Raw genomic sequence first — 15,572 nt, forward strand, 5'->3', positions numbered from 1 at the left:
GTCCGGGCACGCGAGTCCGCGGGCACCGCTGTCATGAGATCCGCAGTGATCCTCGCGCCGAGGCGGTGGCACTGAGTTCGATGAGCCCGGGAACGAAGGGGGAGAGCAACGCGGGGGTGTAGTCGGCGCGCAGGCGGATGACGACCGAGGCCTCACCGTCGACCTCGGCCCGGATGCCGACGTTGTCGAGTCCTTCGGGTGAGGGGACGGCCGAGACGTAGCGCGCGGCTGCGCGCTGTGCCGCCGGTGGTGAGAACACGAGTCCGGGTTCTCCGTCAGGGGCGGGTTCGAACGAGTCGGAGGCCGCGAGGGCTGCCGAATCGGCCATCGCCTGGAGTTCGCGACGAGCCATGTGCAGGTCCGTGAGGGCGGCGATGAGGAACGCGAGGAGGAGCGCGATGACGACGAAGCCGATCGCCAGGGGAGTGATCGACCCCTCGTCGGCCAGGCGGTGACTGGAACCGGTGGACCTCGCCGACACGGACATCACCGGCTCACCCGTTCCCGGTGGTCGCGACGACATCGGAATGCGAGGCACGCATGGTGATGTGCGGGGAGTTCTCCGAGCCGAAGATCAAGGGGATCCCTGGCAGCGGAACCCGCGTTTCGACGTCAGCGGTGACGAGAGACCCCGCGCGTCCACAGGGTCCTGAACATGAGTAGGTGATGGTGATAGGGACATCGCGGAGCCCGAAGTCGGCGAAGTGCATGGCGGCGACATCCTCGGCGCGCTGCTGTGAGGGGTTCGCGTCGCGGGCGGCGATCCGGGAGGCCGACACTGCCGCCGAGGTCGTCGCGTACCCGGCCGCCTGCAACTGGGAGAGCGCGAGCATGAGGTAGACGACGGGGATGAGGAGGATGACGGCGGCGAAGATGAACTCGATGACCGCAGTCCCGGCATCGGGGAGAGCGAACCTGACCTGCGACTCGGCCGCCGAGGCGTCCGGTGGGTCGGCAGGGCCGGGGGACGGGAGGACGGCGGGTTCAGTCACGGTCGATGTCCTCGACGATCGAGCGTCCCCGCAGGTCCCACACCTCGGCGGGTCCCCAGAGCCCGAGCACGGGCAGCGGAGTGCGGACCCGGACTTCGACGATCTCGACGCTCCCGTTGCTCTCGGTGTCGACGGAGATCGCCTCGGCATACCGTTCGCCGAGCGCGGCCGTGATGAGCTCCGCGGTCAGCCGCCTGCCGTCGCCGGCCGTCTGATCGGCGAGTCCGGCCTGCCTAGCACCGGCGATGGCCGAGTCGATGACGGTGTTGCGGACGTGGATGACCAGGCCGATCTGCAGGGCGCCGGCGAGAACGAGGGCGAGCAGAGACGCGACGAGGGCGAACTCCGCGATCGCGGATCCGGTGTCGGCGCCCCCGACCACGCCATCCTCGGAAACCGCACCCACCTCGGCCGCGTCACCCGTCGGCGGGGACGTAGCCGCGTCACTCGTCGGCGGGGACGCAGCATCAGGGGACCCGCCGCGCAGTGCTCGGCTCACCCGGCACCTCGGACCTTGTTCATCGCGTCCTCGAACATCGTGGTGAAGGCTTCGCCGGCGAGCGCCCAGAGGGCGACGACGAGGCCCGCGGTCATCAGTGTGATGAGCACCCAGCCGGGCACATCGCCGCGATCGGGACGGTCGCCGCGGTGCCCGTCGTCGCCGGTGCCGTGTCGGGTTCCCGGCGGGGCAACGTCGTCGCCGATCCACCCGAGGGTGAGCAGGGTCAGGTGTGTCATGAACCGGTGGAACATCATGTCTCCTTCTTCGTTGCGACGGTCGGTGGGCGGGGAGGTCGGGCAGGGGAGCGGAAAGCGGATGGATGCCTCGGTCAGGGGCTGAGGTCGAGGACGGCGAGGGAGGGGAAGACGGCGAAGATCACGGTGACGGGCAGGACGAAGACGACGACGGGAATGAGCATGCCGATCTCCTTGCGTCCGGAGAGTTCGAGGAGACGCCGCCGCGACTGCTCGCGGACGTCGGCGGCCTGGGAGCGCAGCACCTCGGCGAGTGGGGTGCCGCGGGTCATCGAGACGGCGAGTCCGTCGACGAACTGGACGATCTCCGGGATCGCGATGCGCGTCGCCATCTGGTCGAGGGCCTCGACGAGGGGAGTGCCGGTCCGGGTCGCCGACAGCGCGGTGCGCAGTTCGTCGACGAGGTCGCCCGAACAGGTCCGGCACACCCGCTCGAGTGCTTCGACGATCCCCTCACCTGCGGTGATCGAGAGAGCGAGGAGTTCTGCGACGGTGGGGAACTCGGCGAGGATGCGGGATTCGTGGCGGGCGATCGCCTGGCTGAGACGCCAGTCGTTGACGATGTGGCCGGCGACCCCACCGCTGATGACGAGGACGATGACGACGATGGCGGAGAACCCGCGCTGTGCGGTGATGAGACCGGCGAGGCCGCCGCCGGCGATCATGCCGACGAGGATGCTGAGGATCTGATTCGTTCGGAAGCGCTCGATCGTCGCTCGCCCACCGAGGCGGCCGATGCGCAGGTTGAGGGTCGCATCGGTGGTGATGCGCGAGGTCACCCATGTCGTCGCCGTCAGGGCCGCCTGCCGCAGCGCCCCGAGGAGGCCCTCTTTCCGGGGCGTCGGCGGGGCGTAGACGTCGACGAGTGCTTCCTGATCGCGCAGGTACGGTGCGATCCGCGACGACAGGGTCGGGCGCCGCAGCGGAGGCAGGGCGAGGACGAACACGGTGAGGGCAACGCCGTTGAATGTGCCGAGGAGCAGGAGAGTGAGCGGGTCGATCATCAGGCCTCACCCGCCTCGGCGCTGCGGTGGAACGGGGACCGGGTCAGGGAGGAGCCCTCGATGACGCGCGGTTCCTGCGGAAGGCGGCCGATCCGCTTCATCGCCTGGTAGGCGAGGAGGGAGACGACGAATCCGGCGGCGAGCAGAAGGAGCCCGGCTTGTGAGTTGTAGGCCGCAGCGGTCTCAGGGCGGGTCGAGAGGAACGCGAGGACGACCCAGGGGGCGGCGACGGCCAAGCGGGCGCCGTTGACGGTCCACTGCTGGCGGGCGGAGAGTTCGTTGCGGGTGCGCGCGTCGTCGCGGACGAACTGGGCGAGAGCCCGCAGCATCGTGCCCAGGTCGCTGCCGCCGACCTGCCGGGTCACGCTCAGGGCCGCGACGATGCGGTCGGCGACGGGGTCGGCGCTGACCTGGCGGAAGCGTTCGAGGGCGATCGCGAACGAGCCGCTCGCACGGTACTCCTCGGCGAAGACCTCGAAGAGCGGCCGCAGCGGCTCCGGTCCGCGGTGGGCGAGCGAACTCAGCGCTTCGGGCAGTGAGAGTCCCGCGCGCACGCCGGAATTGAGATGGTCGAGGGTCTCGGGCCAGAGTTCGCGACGCAGCACCTGCTTCGAGCGCGCACGGTGCTGCAGATACCGGTAGGGCAGCCATGAGGCGAAGAGGCCGAAGCACAGCGCGATCGCCCACGAGCGGGTGAGCACGGTGGCGACGACGGTGACGGTGAGGAAGACGGCGATCGTGAGGAGGAGCAGGTGGAGGGGACGCAGGCGGGGGAATCCCGCACCGGTGAGCACGTCGTCGAGTTCGCGGATCCACCGCCGCTGCTGCCGTCGCCTCGCCGTCTGCTCCCACAGGGACATCCAGATGAGCAGCAGTCCCGCGCCGAGGCAGGCTCCCACGAGCAGGCTCAGCTGCGAGTAGCTCATGCCGCTTCCAAGATCTGGTGGAGGTCCTTGCCGATCGCGGAGAAGCGCTCGCCGAGGTGGCCGAATCCCTGTCCGCGCACCAGCGTCCCGTGCGGGGAATGGAAGAGGGTGTCGAGTTCGATGACGTCGCCTTCGACTCCGCCGGGCACGGCGCAGATCTCGTCGACGTGGCGGATCCCGCTGTTGTCGCGGCGCAGGTGGACGACGACGTCGATGCTCACCGCCACCGTCGGGACGACGAACGATGAGGAGATGTTCGCCCCGGCGAGCAGCGGCAGGGTCGAGATCTTCGTGATCGCCGCACGCGCGGAGTTCGCATGGATCGTGCCCATGCCGGGCAGGCCCGAATTCAGGGCGACGAGGAGGTCGAGGCTCTCGGCTTCCCGGACCTCTCCGACGATGATCCGCGTCGGGCGCATTCGCAGGGCCTCCTTGACGAGTGCGCGGAGGGTCACGGCACCGGTGCCTTCGAGCGAGGGCTGGCGGCACTGCATCGGGACCCAGTCGCGGCTGGGGAGGTTGAGTTCGAAGACCTCCTCGCAGCTGACGATGCGTTCGCGGGCGGGAATCGACCCGGCCAGAGCGTTGAGCATCGTCGTTTTCCCTGCCTGGGTGGCGCCGGAGACGAGGATGTTCGCCCCGCAGCTCACGGCGGCGTCGAGGAAGCGGGCGGCCGGGGGAGTGAGCGATCCCTGGGCGACGAGGGCGGCGAGGTTGCGGGGCCGCTGGATGAACTTGCGGATGTTCACTGCCGGGGAGGATCGGGTGATGTCGGGGAGGACGACGTGGAGCCGGGAGCCGTCGGGAAGCATGGCGTCGACGAAGGGCTGTGAGAGGTCGACACGGCGGCCCGAGGTGCGCAGCATCCGCTCGATGAGGTCATCGAGTTCGCCGCCGGTCAGCTTCGTCGTCGTGAGCTGGTGGACACCGTCGACGGCGATGAAGACCTCGCTCGGCGAGTTGATCCAGATCTCCTCGACCCGGGGGTCCTCGAAGTAGTCCTGAAGAGCTCCGTAGCCGGAGAGCTGATTGTCGATGAATCGGAACGTCGCCTCTTTGTCCGTCAGCGGCGGAAGGTCAGCGGTGAGGCTGCGCTCGTCGTACTCGGAGATCACCGAGCGGATGACTTCGCGGGAGCGCTGCACATCGGTTCGCGGATCCACGTCGAGGTCTCGGATCCTCTTGTGGACCTCGCTGGTGATGACCTCGGTGGCTTCCACAGTGAATCCCTCGGTGGCGATCGGCGAGTCCGTCGGTGTGAGCGGCGGGCAATAGGTTGTCAATGTATCCGCGAAATTCCCATTTATCCAGACTTTCTCACAATCTGTGGATAACTTCGGGTGGTGTTAGAGAAATGCCATGGATGTAGTTAAGGACGCGTTCCGGTGAGGTGCTGTGCGTCCTGATCCGTCTGCTGTCCGCGTCCGGGCGGTCGGCAGTTCCGACGGCGTGTGTCCCATGGACTAGAATCGAGGCATTATGGCCACGACTGATCACGCTTCCGAAATCGCCAACCTCCGCAGCACCTATCAGGCGATCCTCGACGTCTCCGACCTGCCGACTCTGCGTGACGAGGTCGCCGAGCTCACCGAGGAAGCATCGGCTCCGACGTTCTGGGACGACCCCGATTCGGCGCAGAAGACCTCGGCGAAGCTCTCGCACAAGCAGGGCACGCTCGAGAAGCTCGAGAAGTTCGGAGAGCGCATCGACGATGCCGAGCTCCTCATCGAGATGTCCGAGGCCGAAGGCGACTCGGACTCGCTCGTCGAAGCCGAACGCGATATCGCCAAGCTCAAGGATCAGCTCGGCGAGCTCGAGATCTCGACCCTGCTCTCCGGCGAATACGATGAGCGCTCGGCGGTCGTCACCGTCCGTTCCGGTGCCGGCGGCGACGACGCGACGGATTGGGCGCAGATGCTCATCCGCATGTACATCCGCTGGGCTGAGGGCCGCGGCTACAATGTCCAGGAGCTCGACACCTCCTACGCCGAAGGCGCCGGTATCAAGTCGGCGACGATCCAGGTCAACGCCCCCTACGCCTACGGCACGCTGTCGGTCGAGGCCGGCACGCATCGCCTCGTGCGCATCAGCCCCTTCGACAATCAGGGCCGCCGCCAGACCTCCTTCGCCGCCGTCGAGGTCGTCCCGCTCATCGAGTCGACCGACCACATCGAGGTCGACGAGAACGACCTGCGCATCGACGTCTACCGGTCCTCGGGACCCGGCGGCCAGTCCGTCAACACGACGGACTCCGCCGTGCGCATCACGCACCTGCCGACCGGCGTCGTCGTGAGCATGCAGAACGAGAAGTCGCAGATCCAGAACAAGGAGGCCGCGATGCGCGTCCTCCAGTCACGCCTCCTCGAGCGCAAGCGCCAGGAGGAGGCCGCGCAGAAGAAGGAGCTCGCCGGCGACATCAAGGCGAGCTGGGGCGATCAGATGCGCTCGTACGTCACGCACCCCTACCAGATGGTCAAGGATCTGCGCACCGGGTACGAGGTCAACAACCCCCAGGCCGTCTTCGACGGCGACCTCGACGGACTCATCGAAGCGGGCATCCGCTGGCGCAAGCAGCAGGAGAACGCCGAGGAGGAGTGACGCCGCCGCGCCACCGCCTCGGCGAGCTCGGTGCCCGAGGTTGAAGCGCAACCGACACGGTCCTTGCGGTGACCTACCCCGAATGTATCGAATAGAGATACAATCGGGGTATGGCGCAAGCGGTTGTCGACGTCCTCGAGCTTGCCGCTGAACAGCAGGGTCTTCTTACCACGCACCAGGCGCAGCGGCGGGGCATCTCCCGCCTTGCCCTGAGTCGGCTGGCGGGTCAGGGCATCATTGAGCGCGTCTCACATGGCGTCTACGCGACTCTCGAAGGGGCGACAGGGCCTCACATCGAACTGATCGCTGCGTGGCTGTCTCTTGAGCCCGAACGCTTCGCCCATGAACGACTTGGCGCGGGCCCCGAGGGATTCACGGTCACTCACCGCTCCGCTGCAGAGCTCATGGGCCTGGGCCAGATGGTTCCCGACAAGCTCGAGTTCGTGTCGACCAGGCGGAAGCGCACCGGACTGCAGCAGGTGCGCCTGCGTCGTAGATCGATCGGCAATGACGACATTGCCATCATCGCAGGACTGCCGTGTACGACGGTTGAGCGAACCATCGCCGATCTTGTCGAATCGCGGGAGGACCTGTCGCTGGTCTCCGATGTCGTCGCTGATGCGGAGCCCGGCTCCATTGACTTCGAGAAGTTATCGGATCTTCTCGAACCGCTCGCGCGTAGGAACGGCCGCGAATCGGGAAGCGATCTTCTCAGACTCCTGATCAGCGGGTCGCGACGCGAGGCCGAACTGCTCGAGGCCGCGCGTCTGACCTCTCTGTCCGCCGACCGCGACTCGTCCCGAATCACCGCGGCAGGGCCGAAGTGATCGGGGAGAGGGCCTCTATGGCTGCGCAGGATGTCGCATGAGCGCGACGAGTGAATACTCGAGTCCGCGAGCTGTGCTGCAGGCCATCACCGCGGCGGCAAAGCGTCATGCACTGATTCTCAACACCACTGTCGATGCGATGATGCAGATGGAATACCGGAACAGGTTCCTAGCCCGCGTGTTCAGTTCCGCCTTTACCCGTTGGTCGATCAGATTGCGGACAAGGTCGCCGCGATGACCGAAGTGCATTCGGGTGGCCGCCGATCGACCAGGTCCAGGGACTTGGTCGATATAGTCACGTATGCCTCGACACAAGCGTTCGAGAGCCGACCGTTGGCGCAGGCCATTGCAGCGGAAATGAGGCTGAGGCGCCTGCCGGACGATGATATCGCCGGTCGTATACCAGCTGAGGACTGGCGTGCGCGGTATGCGGTCGAAGCGGCACGGATCACCCACTGTCGCCGCCATCCGACGATCTCGGACGCCGTCGACCTCGTCAGGACGTTCATCGACGACGCTCTCGCCGAGACCACAGCAGCGAAGCGATGGAATCCAGACCTCTTGGAGTGGGAACGCACCGACCCCACGCCGCCACCGCCTCGGCGCGGGTGAACGCATCGTGGTGGGACTGTGAACTTCATCAGATGCGCAACACACGCCCCGCCGCCTCCGCGCACATCACGGAACTGTTACGTACAGTGGAAGCGGCCGAGCCATCCGCGACACGATTGAAGACCCTCTTGATCACATTCGACTCCGTTTCGAAGTCCTACGACACCCGCACCCGGGCGGCCCTCGACTCCATCTCGTTCGAGGCTGACCGCGGGGAATTCGTGTTCCTCGTCGGAGCCTCAGGATCGGGCAAGTCGACGGTCATCCGCCTCATCCTCCGCGAAGAGGTGCCGACGAAGGGGCGGATCTCCGTGGCGGGGAAGTCCGTGGTGAAGATGCCGTCCTGGCGAGTGCCCTACCTGCGACGCGGCATCGGCACGGTGTTCCAGGACTTCCGGCTGCTGCCGAACAAGACGGTCTTCGCCAACGTCGCCTTCGCCCTCCAGGTCATCGGCAAGTCACGGGCGTCGATGTCGACGCTCGTGCCCGACGTCCTCGAGACCGTGGGCCTGGCCGGCAAGGAGAAGCGCTACCCGTACGAGCTCTCCGGCGGTGAGCAGCAGCGCGTCGCGATCGCCCGCGCCGTCGTCAACAAGCCGGGGATCCTCCTCGCCGACGAACCGACGGGCAACCTCGACCCCGTGACCAGCGCTGACATCATGTCGGTGCTCGAGAAGATCAACCGCAACGGCACCACCGTGCTCATGGCCACGCACGACGGGGAGATCGTCAACCGGATGGCCAAGCGCGTCATCGAGCTCAAAGAGGGCCGCATCGTCCGCGACGTCGAGCACGGCACGTACGGAGTCGCCTCATGAGAGCCGGCTTCATCCTCTCCGAGGTCGGATCGGGCCTGAAGAAGAACTTCTCGATGGTCCTCTCCGTCGTCCTCGTCACCTTCGTCTCCCTCCTCTTCGTCGGCGCCGCGATCCTCCTGCAGATGCAGGTCGGGCAGATGAAGGACTACTGGTACGACCGCGTCCAGGTCTCGATCTTCCTCTGCCCGCCGGATTCCGAGGCGACGAACTGCGTCGACGGCGAGGTCACCGACACGCAGAAGAAGAACATCGAGGACGCGCTCTCCAGCTCCGATCTCGCCCCGTACGTCGACACCGTCTACTTCGAGGACAAGGCCGAGGCCTACCAGCGCTTCCAGGACCAGTTCGCGGGCACGAGCCTCGAGGGCACCGTGCCCGAGGAGGACATGAACGAGTCCTTCCGGGTCAAGCTCAAGGACGCCGAGCAGTACCAGATCATCAACGAGTACTTCTCCTCGACCCAGGGCGTCGAAGAGGTCGTCGACCAGAATCAGCTCCTCGACCGCCTCTTCGGGGTCCTCAACGTCGCCACCGTCGTCGCGATCGCGATCGCCGGCATCATGCTCCTGTGCGCGATGCTGCTCATCGCCACGACGATCCGCCTCTCCGCGTTCGCCAGACGCAGGGAGACGGGGATCATGCGCCTCGTCGGCGCCTCGAACTCCTTCATCCAGCTCCCGTTCCTCCTCGAAGGCGTCATCGCCGCAGCGATCGGTGCGGGGCTCGCCGCCGGCTCGCTGGGCCTGCTCGTCCACTTCGGGGTGAGCGGCTGGCTGCAGGACCAGGCGACCGGGTTCAGTCTCATCTCCGGCGTCGACGTCCTCATCGTCGCCCCGATCCTCCTCGTCATCGGCATCGTCATGGCCGGTGCCTCCTCCCTCATCACACTCAACAAGTACACGAAGGTCTGAGATGAAACGCAGGCTTCCCCTTCTCGTCACGGCTGCTGTGCTTGCCGTCGTCATGCCGGTCACCTCGGCGACGGCGAATCCGCGCGACGACAAGAACAAGGTCGACGAACGCGTCAAGGAGCTTCAGCAGGAGTTCGAGGGCCTCGACGAGGACCTCGCCCGGGTCATCGCCGAACGCGACGAGGCCAAGGAGGCCCTGCCGGCCGCGGAGGAAGCGTCCCAGAAGGCTGACGACGCCCTCGCCGAGGCGGTGCAGAAGGATGAGGACCTCGCCGCCCGTCTGACCTCGGCGGAGAACGCGCAGTCCGATCTCAAGGACGAGATCCAGCAGGGCACGGACGAGATCGAGAAGAACCGCACCGCGGCGGCGCGGATCGGTCGGCAGGCGTACCAGAACTCCGGCATCACCTCTGACCTCGCGATGCTGCTCCAGATGGCCGAGGGCACGAGTGCCGACGGCGGCATCGGCCGCGTCGACTCCGCGGTGCGGTCCCAGCAGCGCACGATCGATGACCTCTCCGAGCAGCGCGCGCTCAATGAGAACAACGAGGAGCGCCTTTCCGGGGTCACCGATGAGATCTCGGATCTCAAGGATGAGGCCGCCGAGGCGGTCATAGCGAAGGAGGCCGCCCAGGCCGACGCGAAGAAGAAGGCCGACGACCTCAACAACCTCATCTCCGCCAAGGACGACGCCGAGCAGACGATCTCGGACAACAAGGACAAGACCGAGCAGCAGCTCGCCGATGAGAAGGCGGAGCAGGAGCGGCTCGCGAAGGAGGTCCGCGAGTGGGAGAAGGAGCAGGAGGCGAAGGGCAACTTCGTCTACGGCGACGGTGTCCTCGCCAACCCCGCCGAGGGCTTCCCGATCACCTCGCAGTTCGGCTACCGCATCCACCCGATCACGGGCAACCGGAAGCTGCACACCGGCACCGACTTCGGAGTGCCCTGCGGAACGTCGATCCGGGCGGCCGGTGACGGCGTCGTCGTCAGCGCCGGGTGGGCCGGAGGCTACGGCAATCGTGTCGTCATCTCCCACGGCAAGATTGACGGCAAGTCGATCGCCTCGACGTACAACCACAACACGAGCCTGAGCGTGAAGGCCGGGCAGAAGGTGAAGAAGGGCGACGTCATCTCCCAGTCGGGCACGACCGGCGCCTCGACCGGCTGCCACCTCCACTTCGAGATCATGGAGAACGGCGGCTACGTCAACGCGATGCCGTTCATCTCGTAAGTCGCTTCTTCCGGCGGTCACGGCGGGTGCGCCGGAACTGCAGATGGGATAGACTGGTGGGTCTGCGTGTGCAGGTCCGTGGCGGTCATCGCACCGCCCACCGGGCACAGCGGACACGAGCATCACACGAGAGCATCGGACAAGAGGAGAGAGAGGAGGCCGGTCATGCCGAAGGACACCGGGAAGAAGGTCATCGCGAGGAACCGCAAGGCACGCCACGACTACCACATCGAGGACACGTGGGAGGCCGGCCTCGTCCTCACCGGCACCGAGGTGAAGTCGCTGCGTGAGGGCAGGGCGTCGCTGACGGACGGGTTCGCGCTCATCTTCCAGAACGAAGCGTGGCTGGAGAACGTCTACATCCCCGAATACCTTCAGGGCACGTGGACGAACCACGCGGCCCGGCGCCGGCGCAAGCTGCTGCTCCACCGGGAGGAGATCCTCAAGATCTCGCAGAAGGTCAAGGAATCGGGGCGCACCCTCATCCCTCTCGAACTCTACTTCGAAGGGTCCCGGGTCAAGGTCGAGATCGCTCTGGCCCGCGGCAAGCGCGATTGGGACAAGCGGCAGTCGCTGCGCGAAGCCCAGGACAAGCGCGAGGCCGAGCGGGCGATGAAGTCCAAGCAGTACCTCTGAGCCTTTCACCGGACCCCCCGGGAATGCAATTGGCCCGGTCGGTGTTGAGAGAGTATGCTGGTGTTCCTGCCCAGCGGCAGAGCCTGTTCGTCCAGGTGATGTCGGTGAGCAGGGTTGGCAACAGAATATGGGGATGATCGGTTTCGACGTTGGACACTGCGTCGGGAGAAGCGGGCCGAGAATGCAGAGTCACCTCGTTAATGTCCTCTGCAAAACAATAGGTGCTAAATCTGAAAACCGCACCGATTTCGCCCTCGCTGCCTGATAGAGCGCGAGCTGCGAATCCGTCAGCCTAGAGTTGCCTCTGCTCTAGATCCTGGCGTCGCTTAAGAGGCCACTGCTTCGGATGCACGTTGGGGGCATCTGAGGGACTCTTACCCAACTCCGTTCGTTGGTCTACGTGTTCGTGCGATGACCAGAACCTAAGAAACTGCCTCACGAACTGCGCCCGGAGAAGTCCTGACAATCTGCCGACGGACGCGGGTTCGATTCCCGCCATCTCCACTTTCGATTAGAGCCCGGCGACTCAGACCCTTGAGTTGCCGGGCTTCTTCGTGTCTGGGCTGGGATTTCGGGACACGGACCGGGTGGTTTGCGTTCGATTAATATGAAACAGTATGAAACGGGTGGCGGTAGTTCAGCCCCCACTCAGCCCCCACGGGCCACCACACACCTCCCAGGGCGGGGAGGCACCCGAGGAGACACACTGGCATCCAGACAGTTCGGCACCATCGAGACCAAAAACGGGCGGTTGCGCGCACGGTACAACGCGCCCGACGGCACCCGACCGTCGAAGGTGTTCCCGACGAACGCCATGACCACCGCCAGAGAATATCGGTCCGCGGCCGACCAGTGTACCGAAGAGGATTCGGCGCGTGAACCGGAGGCCCAGGACCGTGCAGACCCGCGAGTACCGGTACCAACGCCCACGTTCGCACATGCCTCGGGCATGACGTGCAGAACAGTATTTGCCCCGCCTCGGCAGTTCTGAGACGGGCGCCGTACACGGTGGGATCAGATGTTCTCCCCGCCGAAGTAGAAGGTGTCGGGGGCGAAGCTGGGCGCGATCCCGAACTGCACCCACGACGGGTCGCTGATCGCGTAGGCGAGGGTCACGGTCTTGGAGTCCCCGCCCTCGATAGTCCCGAAGTCGGGGACCGCGGCCCAGTCATTGTCGCCGTCGATCACCACGTCAACAACTCCGGTCGCGTCGGTGACCTGCACGGTCGCTGGCTCCGCGTTGAACGGTGACCCTTCCGGGACTTCGATGGTGGCCTCGAACACGTAGGCTTCGGACGCGTCGGTGGCCGCAATGTCGCTGACGGGCTGTGGTCCGAGGGACTTGACGCTGACGATGATTCCGGTGTCGGGGGCGCGTACCCGGTCCCCGAACTCGAACAGTTCGTCTCCCGTCCCGGCGAGTTCCTTCACGCCATCGGCGTCCGGGGCGGTCGTGGTCGCGGCGGCAGCTTCCTCGTCGGTGACGGGTGTCTCCGTCGCGGACGGGACGGCGGCCCGTGTGGTTGCGGGGGTGTTGGAGGGTTCGTTGCTGCCGCAACCGGTCAGGGTCAGTGCGGCAACGGCTACAGCGGCCGCGCCAATGCGGATGGGGGTCATATTGTCTCCTGGTGTCTAGTGGGTGCCCACAGGAACACCTTATGGGAGGGAAGGGCCGTTGTCGGATTACCCCGATCTCTCCCAGGTGGGTGCGGTCGGATTCCTCTCCCAACTGCACCCGGTTCGTGGGGTCAGACGCTCGTGTGGTCGAACGCGTGCCGCTGGAGGGAATCCACGCTCGGGCGGATCGTGCGCAATGCTCTGGTGTCGATCACGTCACCGGCCTTGGTGTGGACGGGGCGTCCACGGACTTGGTGACCACCCGTATCCGGTCCAACTGGTGCCGCGTGGTGCGTATCGAGTTGAGCCACGTCGCTTACATATTGGACACTTTGGGGAGGCTGCTTTTCGAGTGGGTGAGCCTACACGATGTTGTCGCACCTGACTCCGGGTCGCAACCATACGCACTGTCGGCCGAGGCACGCGGACGCGCGGCAACTCGTAGCCGACTCCCGGCCTGTCGAGAAGTGGAGGGCGTCACGGTGTAAAGGTGAGCAGGCCGATGCACTGTCGGTGACCTAAGCGTTTCTAGAGATCAGCTGGAGCAGCTGACATTGAGTGAATGGCATCCCAGATGCGCTCGGTGGCGGATGAGTGGGAGGCGGCGTGAGATAACGTTCGGCCCCCATGCAGCCCCTATCGCGGGGGTCCGGTGACGTTTCGTCTGGTGAGCGGCTTGACGGTGTCGATTCCCGCCATCTCCACTCATGTCACGGCCCCGGCCGCTCGGTTGAATCCGAGTTGCCGGGGCCGTTGTCGTCCCATGATGCCCCGCGGGCGGGATGGGTTCATCGACCCCGACAGGCGGGGTCGGTCGAACCCGACCCCTCACGAGTTCACGCGAATGACCTCCTCCTGATACGGCGCGACGACGGTGCCCGAGACGCGCAGGTCGAGAACGAGGAACTGTCGCTGCTCGACCGGTGTCGCCGCCCATTCGGTGACGACGTCGAGGTCGGAGAGCGAGCGCACGACGACACCCTGGGCACCGGCCGCGGTCGCCAGCGCCGCGAAGTCGATCTCGTCGATGAGCATCGGGGCAGCGGCGAGGCCCTTGCGCCCGTAGAGGTGCACCTCGGCGCTGTAGGCGGCGTCGTTGAAGACGACGGCCATGCCCCGGCCGCCGGCCGAGCGGATCGCCGTGTCGAGGTCCGACAGCGCCATCACCCCACCGCCGTCGCCGGTGGTGAGCACGATCGTCGCCTCCGGGTTCGCCCGGGCGGCGCCGGCGACGCTGTGCCAGCCGAGCCCGATCGACTGGAAGGCCGTGCCGACCATGGCGATCCGCTCCGGTGCAGCCGGCTCCCAGAACATGTTCGCCCACGCGATGAAGTGCCCGCCGTCGGAGACGACGACCCGCTCGGCAGGCATGAGCTCGCCGAGGCGAGCGGCAGCGGCCCGCGGATCGAGACGACCGTCGGAGCCGAACTCCCCACCCTGGTCATAGACCCGATCAGCGGCGGTGTCGACCCGGCCCCGCCACGTATCCGTCGGACCGGTCAGTCCCCGCAGGCGCTCCGTCAGCGCCTCCGCCGTCAGCCGTGCGTCACCGCGGATGAAGCCTCCGACGCGGGCGTGGGTCGCCCGGTCGTCGACGTCGATCTGCCACACCGAGGTGGTCGGGCCGAAGAGCTCCCCGAACCGCATCGTGAACTGGTTGAGCGAAGCACCGATGACGACGGCGACGTCGGCCTCGCGGACGCGGTCCATCGCCGCAGGCGCCCCGAAGCCCCCGGCGACGCCGAGGTCGTGCTCGGGCGCGGGAAAGATGTTGCGTCCCAGCGCCGTCGTCACGGTCAGGGCGCCCGCCGCCTCGGCGAGGTCCCCGAGGGCGGCGCCGGCACCGGAGAGCCACGCGCCCCGACCGGCGAGCAGGAGCGGACGCTGCGCTGAGGCCAAGGCCGCGGCGAGACGGTCGAGGGCGGCGTCGGCAGACTCACCGCCGGGCGCGAGCGGACCCGGCCTGCCGGGACCCGGCACCTCGGGGATCTCGCCGATCTCGAGCGTCGCGACGTCGTAGGGGATCGCGAGGACGACAGGCACCCGGTAGGTCAGGGCATGCTCGATGGCCGTCACCGTCGCGGCAGCGGCATCGACCCGCCCGACCGTGTACGTGCGCACTCCGACGGCTGACGCCATCGCGATCTGATCGACATCCCACGGACGGGGACCGGAGGTCGGCTCGTCGCCGACGACGAGGACGAGCGGAACGCGGGCCTGCGCGGCTTCGGCGAGCGCGGTCAGGGTGTTGGTGAACCCGGCACCGTAGGTCGTCGTCGCCGCGGCGAGGCGACCCGAGGTGCGGAAGTGGGCATCGGCGGCGACGACGGCGCCGGCTTCGTGCCGGACCGCGGTGTAGGTCGCCGAGGTGGAGGTGAGGAGGGCATCGAGGAAGTGGGCGTTGCCGTTGCCCATGAGTCCGAAGACGTCGTCGATGTGGCGGGCGAGCGTGTGCGCGACGTGCGCCGAGGTGTGCGCCAAGAGGGTGCCTTTCGCGAGATATGGAGAGCCGTCCATATATGTCTCGCGTGCGGCTTCGCGCTCCTTTTTCGAGCACCGGCTCCTGGGGCGCTGGATGAGGCGCAGCGTCGGGAACCTGACAGGTACGAATATAGGACGCAGCGGGCACCGGTGCCAAGTCCGG

Annotated in this window: 16 protein-coding genes and 1 other RNA gene; 8 read left to right on the top strand and 9 right to left on the bottom strand. The window is 66.7% G+C overall.

The features are described 5' to 3' along the window. Positions 1-31: 31 nt before the first annotated feature. The 7 genes from FJ887_RS04065 to FJ887_RS04095 all read right to left on the bottom strand — a co-directional run bounded on the left by FJ887_RS04065 (position 32) and on the right by FJ887_RS04095 (position 4,898). Complete coding sequence (locus FJ887_RS04065) at positions 32-481, bottom strand: pilus assembly protein TadG-related protein (RefSeq protein ID WP_171007113.1); 450 nt, start codon at positions 479-481, stop codon at positions 32-34. Positions 482-494: 13 nt separating this feature from the next. Further along, a complete protein-coding gene (locus FJ887_RS04070; RefSeq protein ID WP_249356897.1) occupies positions 495-992 on the bottom strand; it encodes a hypothetical protein in 498 nt (165 codons plus the stop codon). Beyond that, positions 985-1,374, bottom strand: coding sequence for a TadE/TadG family type IV pilus assembly protein (locus FJ887_RS04075; protein ID WP_249356896.1), 390 nt, complete (start codon positions 1,372-1,374; stop codon positions 985-987). Before FJ887_RS04075 ends, FJ887_RS04070 begins: the two co-directional genes overlap by 8 nt. A gap of 113 nt (positions 1,375-1,487) precedes the next feature. Continuing rightward, positions 1,488-1,745: a hypothetical protein gene (locus FJ887_RS04080; RefSeq protein ID WP_137826757.1), complete on the bottom strand. Its 258-nt coding sequence runs from the start codon at positions 1,743-1,745 to the stop codon at positions 1,488-1,490. A gap of 77 nt (positions 1,746-1,822) precedes the next feature. Then, positions 1,823-2,752 carry a type II secretion system F family protein gene (locus FJ887_RS04085; protein WP_137826756.1) on the bottom strand — a complete coding sequence of 310 codons (930 nt, stop codon included), beginning with the start codon at positions 2,750-2,752 and terminating at the stop codon, positions 1,823-1,825. Beyond that, a complete protein-coding gene (locus tag FJ887_RS04090) occupies positions 2,752-3,678 on the bottom strand; it encodes a type II secretion system F family protein (protein ID WP_137826755.1) in 927 nt (308 codons plus the stop codon). Before FJ887_RS04090 ends, FJ887_RS04085 begins: the two co-directional genes overlap by 1 nt. Next, the gene (locus tag FJ887_RS04095; protein WP_137826754.1) at positions 3,675-4,898 is read right to left on the bottom strand and encodes a TadA family conjugal transfer-associated ATPase; all 1,224 of its coding nucleotides are present in this window, start codon (positions 4,896-4,898) and stop codon (positions 3,675-3,677) included. The genes FJ887_RS04090 and FJ887_RS04095 overlap by 4 nt, the downstream gene beginning before the upstream one ends. A gap of 259 nt (positions 4,899-5,157) precedes the next feature. Between FJ887_RS04095 and prfB the strand changes: the two genes are divergently transcribed. The 8 genes from prfB to ssrA all read left to right on the top strand — a co-directional run bounded on the left by prfB (position 5,158) and on the right by ssrA (position 11,818). Continuing rightward, positions 5,158-6,276, top strand: a complete 1,119-nt coding sequence (gene prfB, locus FJ887_RS04100) for a peptide chain release factor 2 (protein WP_137826753.1) — start codon at positions 5,158-5,160, stop codon at positions 6,274-6,276. Positions 6,277-6,386: 110 nt separating this feature from the next. After that, positions 6,387-7,103: a type IV toxin-antitoxin system AbiEi family antitoxin domain-containing protein gene (locus FJ887_RS04105; RefSeq protein ID WP_137826752.1), complete on the top strand. Its 717-nt coding sequence runs from the start codon at positions 6,387-6,389 to the stop codon at positions 7,101-7,103. A 153-nt stretch (positions 7,104-7,256) separates the two neighbouring features. After that, positions 7,257-7,715, top strand: coding sequence for a nucleotidyl transferase AbiEii/AbiGii toxin family protein (locus FJ887_RS04110; protein WP_283202137.1), 459 nt, complete (start codon positions 7,257-7,259; stop codon positions 7,713-7,715). Between the two features lie 128 nt (positions 7,716-7,843). Then, the gene (gene ftsE, locus FJ887_RS04115; protein WP_137826750.1) at positions 7,844-8,533 is read left to right on the top strand and encodes a cell division ATP-binding protein FtsE; all 690 of its coding nucleotides are present in this window, start codon (positions 7,844-7,846) and stop codon (positions 8,531-8,533) included. Further along, positions 8,530-9,444 carry a permease-like cell division protein FtsX gene (ftsX, locus tag FJ887_RS04120; protein WP_137826749.1) on the top strand — a complete coding sequence of 305 codons (915 nt, stop codon included), beginning with the start codon at positions 8,530-8,532 and terminating at the stop codon, positions 9,442-9,444. The genes ftsE and ftsX overlap by 4 nt, the downstream gene beginning before the upstream one ends. A gap of 1 nt (position 9,445) precedes the next feature. Continuing rightward, on the top strand, positions 9,446-10,675 hold the full coding sequence (locus tag FJ887_RS04125; RefSeq protein WP_137826748.1) for a peptidoglycan DD-metalloendopeptidase family protein: 1,230 nt from the start codon (positions 9,446-9,448) through the stop codon (positions 10,673-10,675). 165 nt (positions 10,676-10,840) lie between these two features. Then, a complete protein-coding gene (smpB, locus tag FJ887_RS04130; protein ID WP_137826747.1) occupies positions 10,841-11,311 on the top strand; it encodes an SsrA-binding protein SmpB in 471 nt (156 codons plus the stop codon). Between the two features lie 129 nt (positions 11,312-11,440). Beyond that, positions 11,441-11,818, top strand: a transfer-messenger RNA (tmRNA) gene (ssrA, locus tag FJ887_RS04135). 507 nt (positions 11,819-12,325) lie between these two features. On the opposite strand, the gene FJ887_RS04140 is transcribed toward ssrA, so the two are convergent. Together FJ887_RS04140 and FJ887_RS04145 are read right to left on the bottom strand one after the other, a co-directional pair. Beyond that, positions 12,326-12,928 carry a hypothetical protein gene (locus FJ887_RS04140; protein ID WP_140954794.1) on the bottom strand — a complete coding sequence of 201 codons (603 nt, stop codon included), beginning with the start codon at positions 12,926-12,928 and terminating at the stop codon, positions 12,326-12,328. 828 nt (positions 12,929-13,756) lie between these two features. Then, positions 13,757-15,409 (bottom strand): thiamine pyrophosphate-binding protein, encoded by a 1,653-nt coding sequence (locus FJ887_RS04145; RefSeq protein ID WP_137826893.1) that lies wholly within the window; start codon positions 15,407-15,409, stop codon positions 13,757-13,759. Positions 15,410-15,572 lie beyond the last annotated feature (163 nt).

The sequence above is a fragment of the Brevibacterium sp. XM4083 genome (assembly GCF_006489205.2).
Taxonomy (GTDB): domain Bacteria; phylum Actinomycetota; class Actinomycetes; order Actinomycetales; family Brevibacteriaceae; genus Brevibacterium.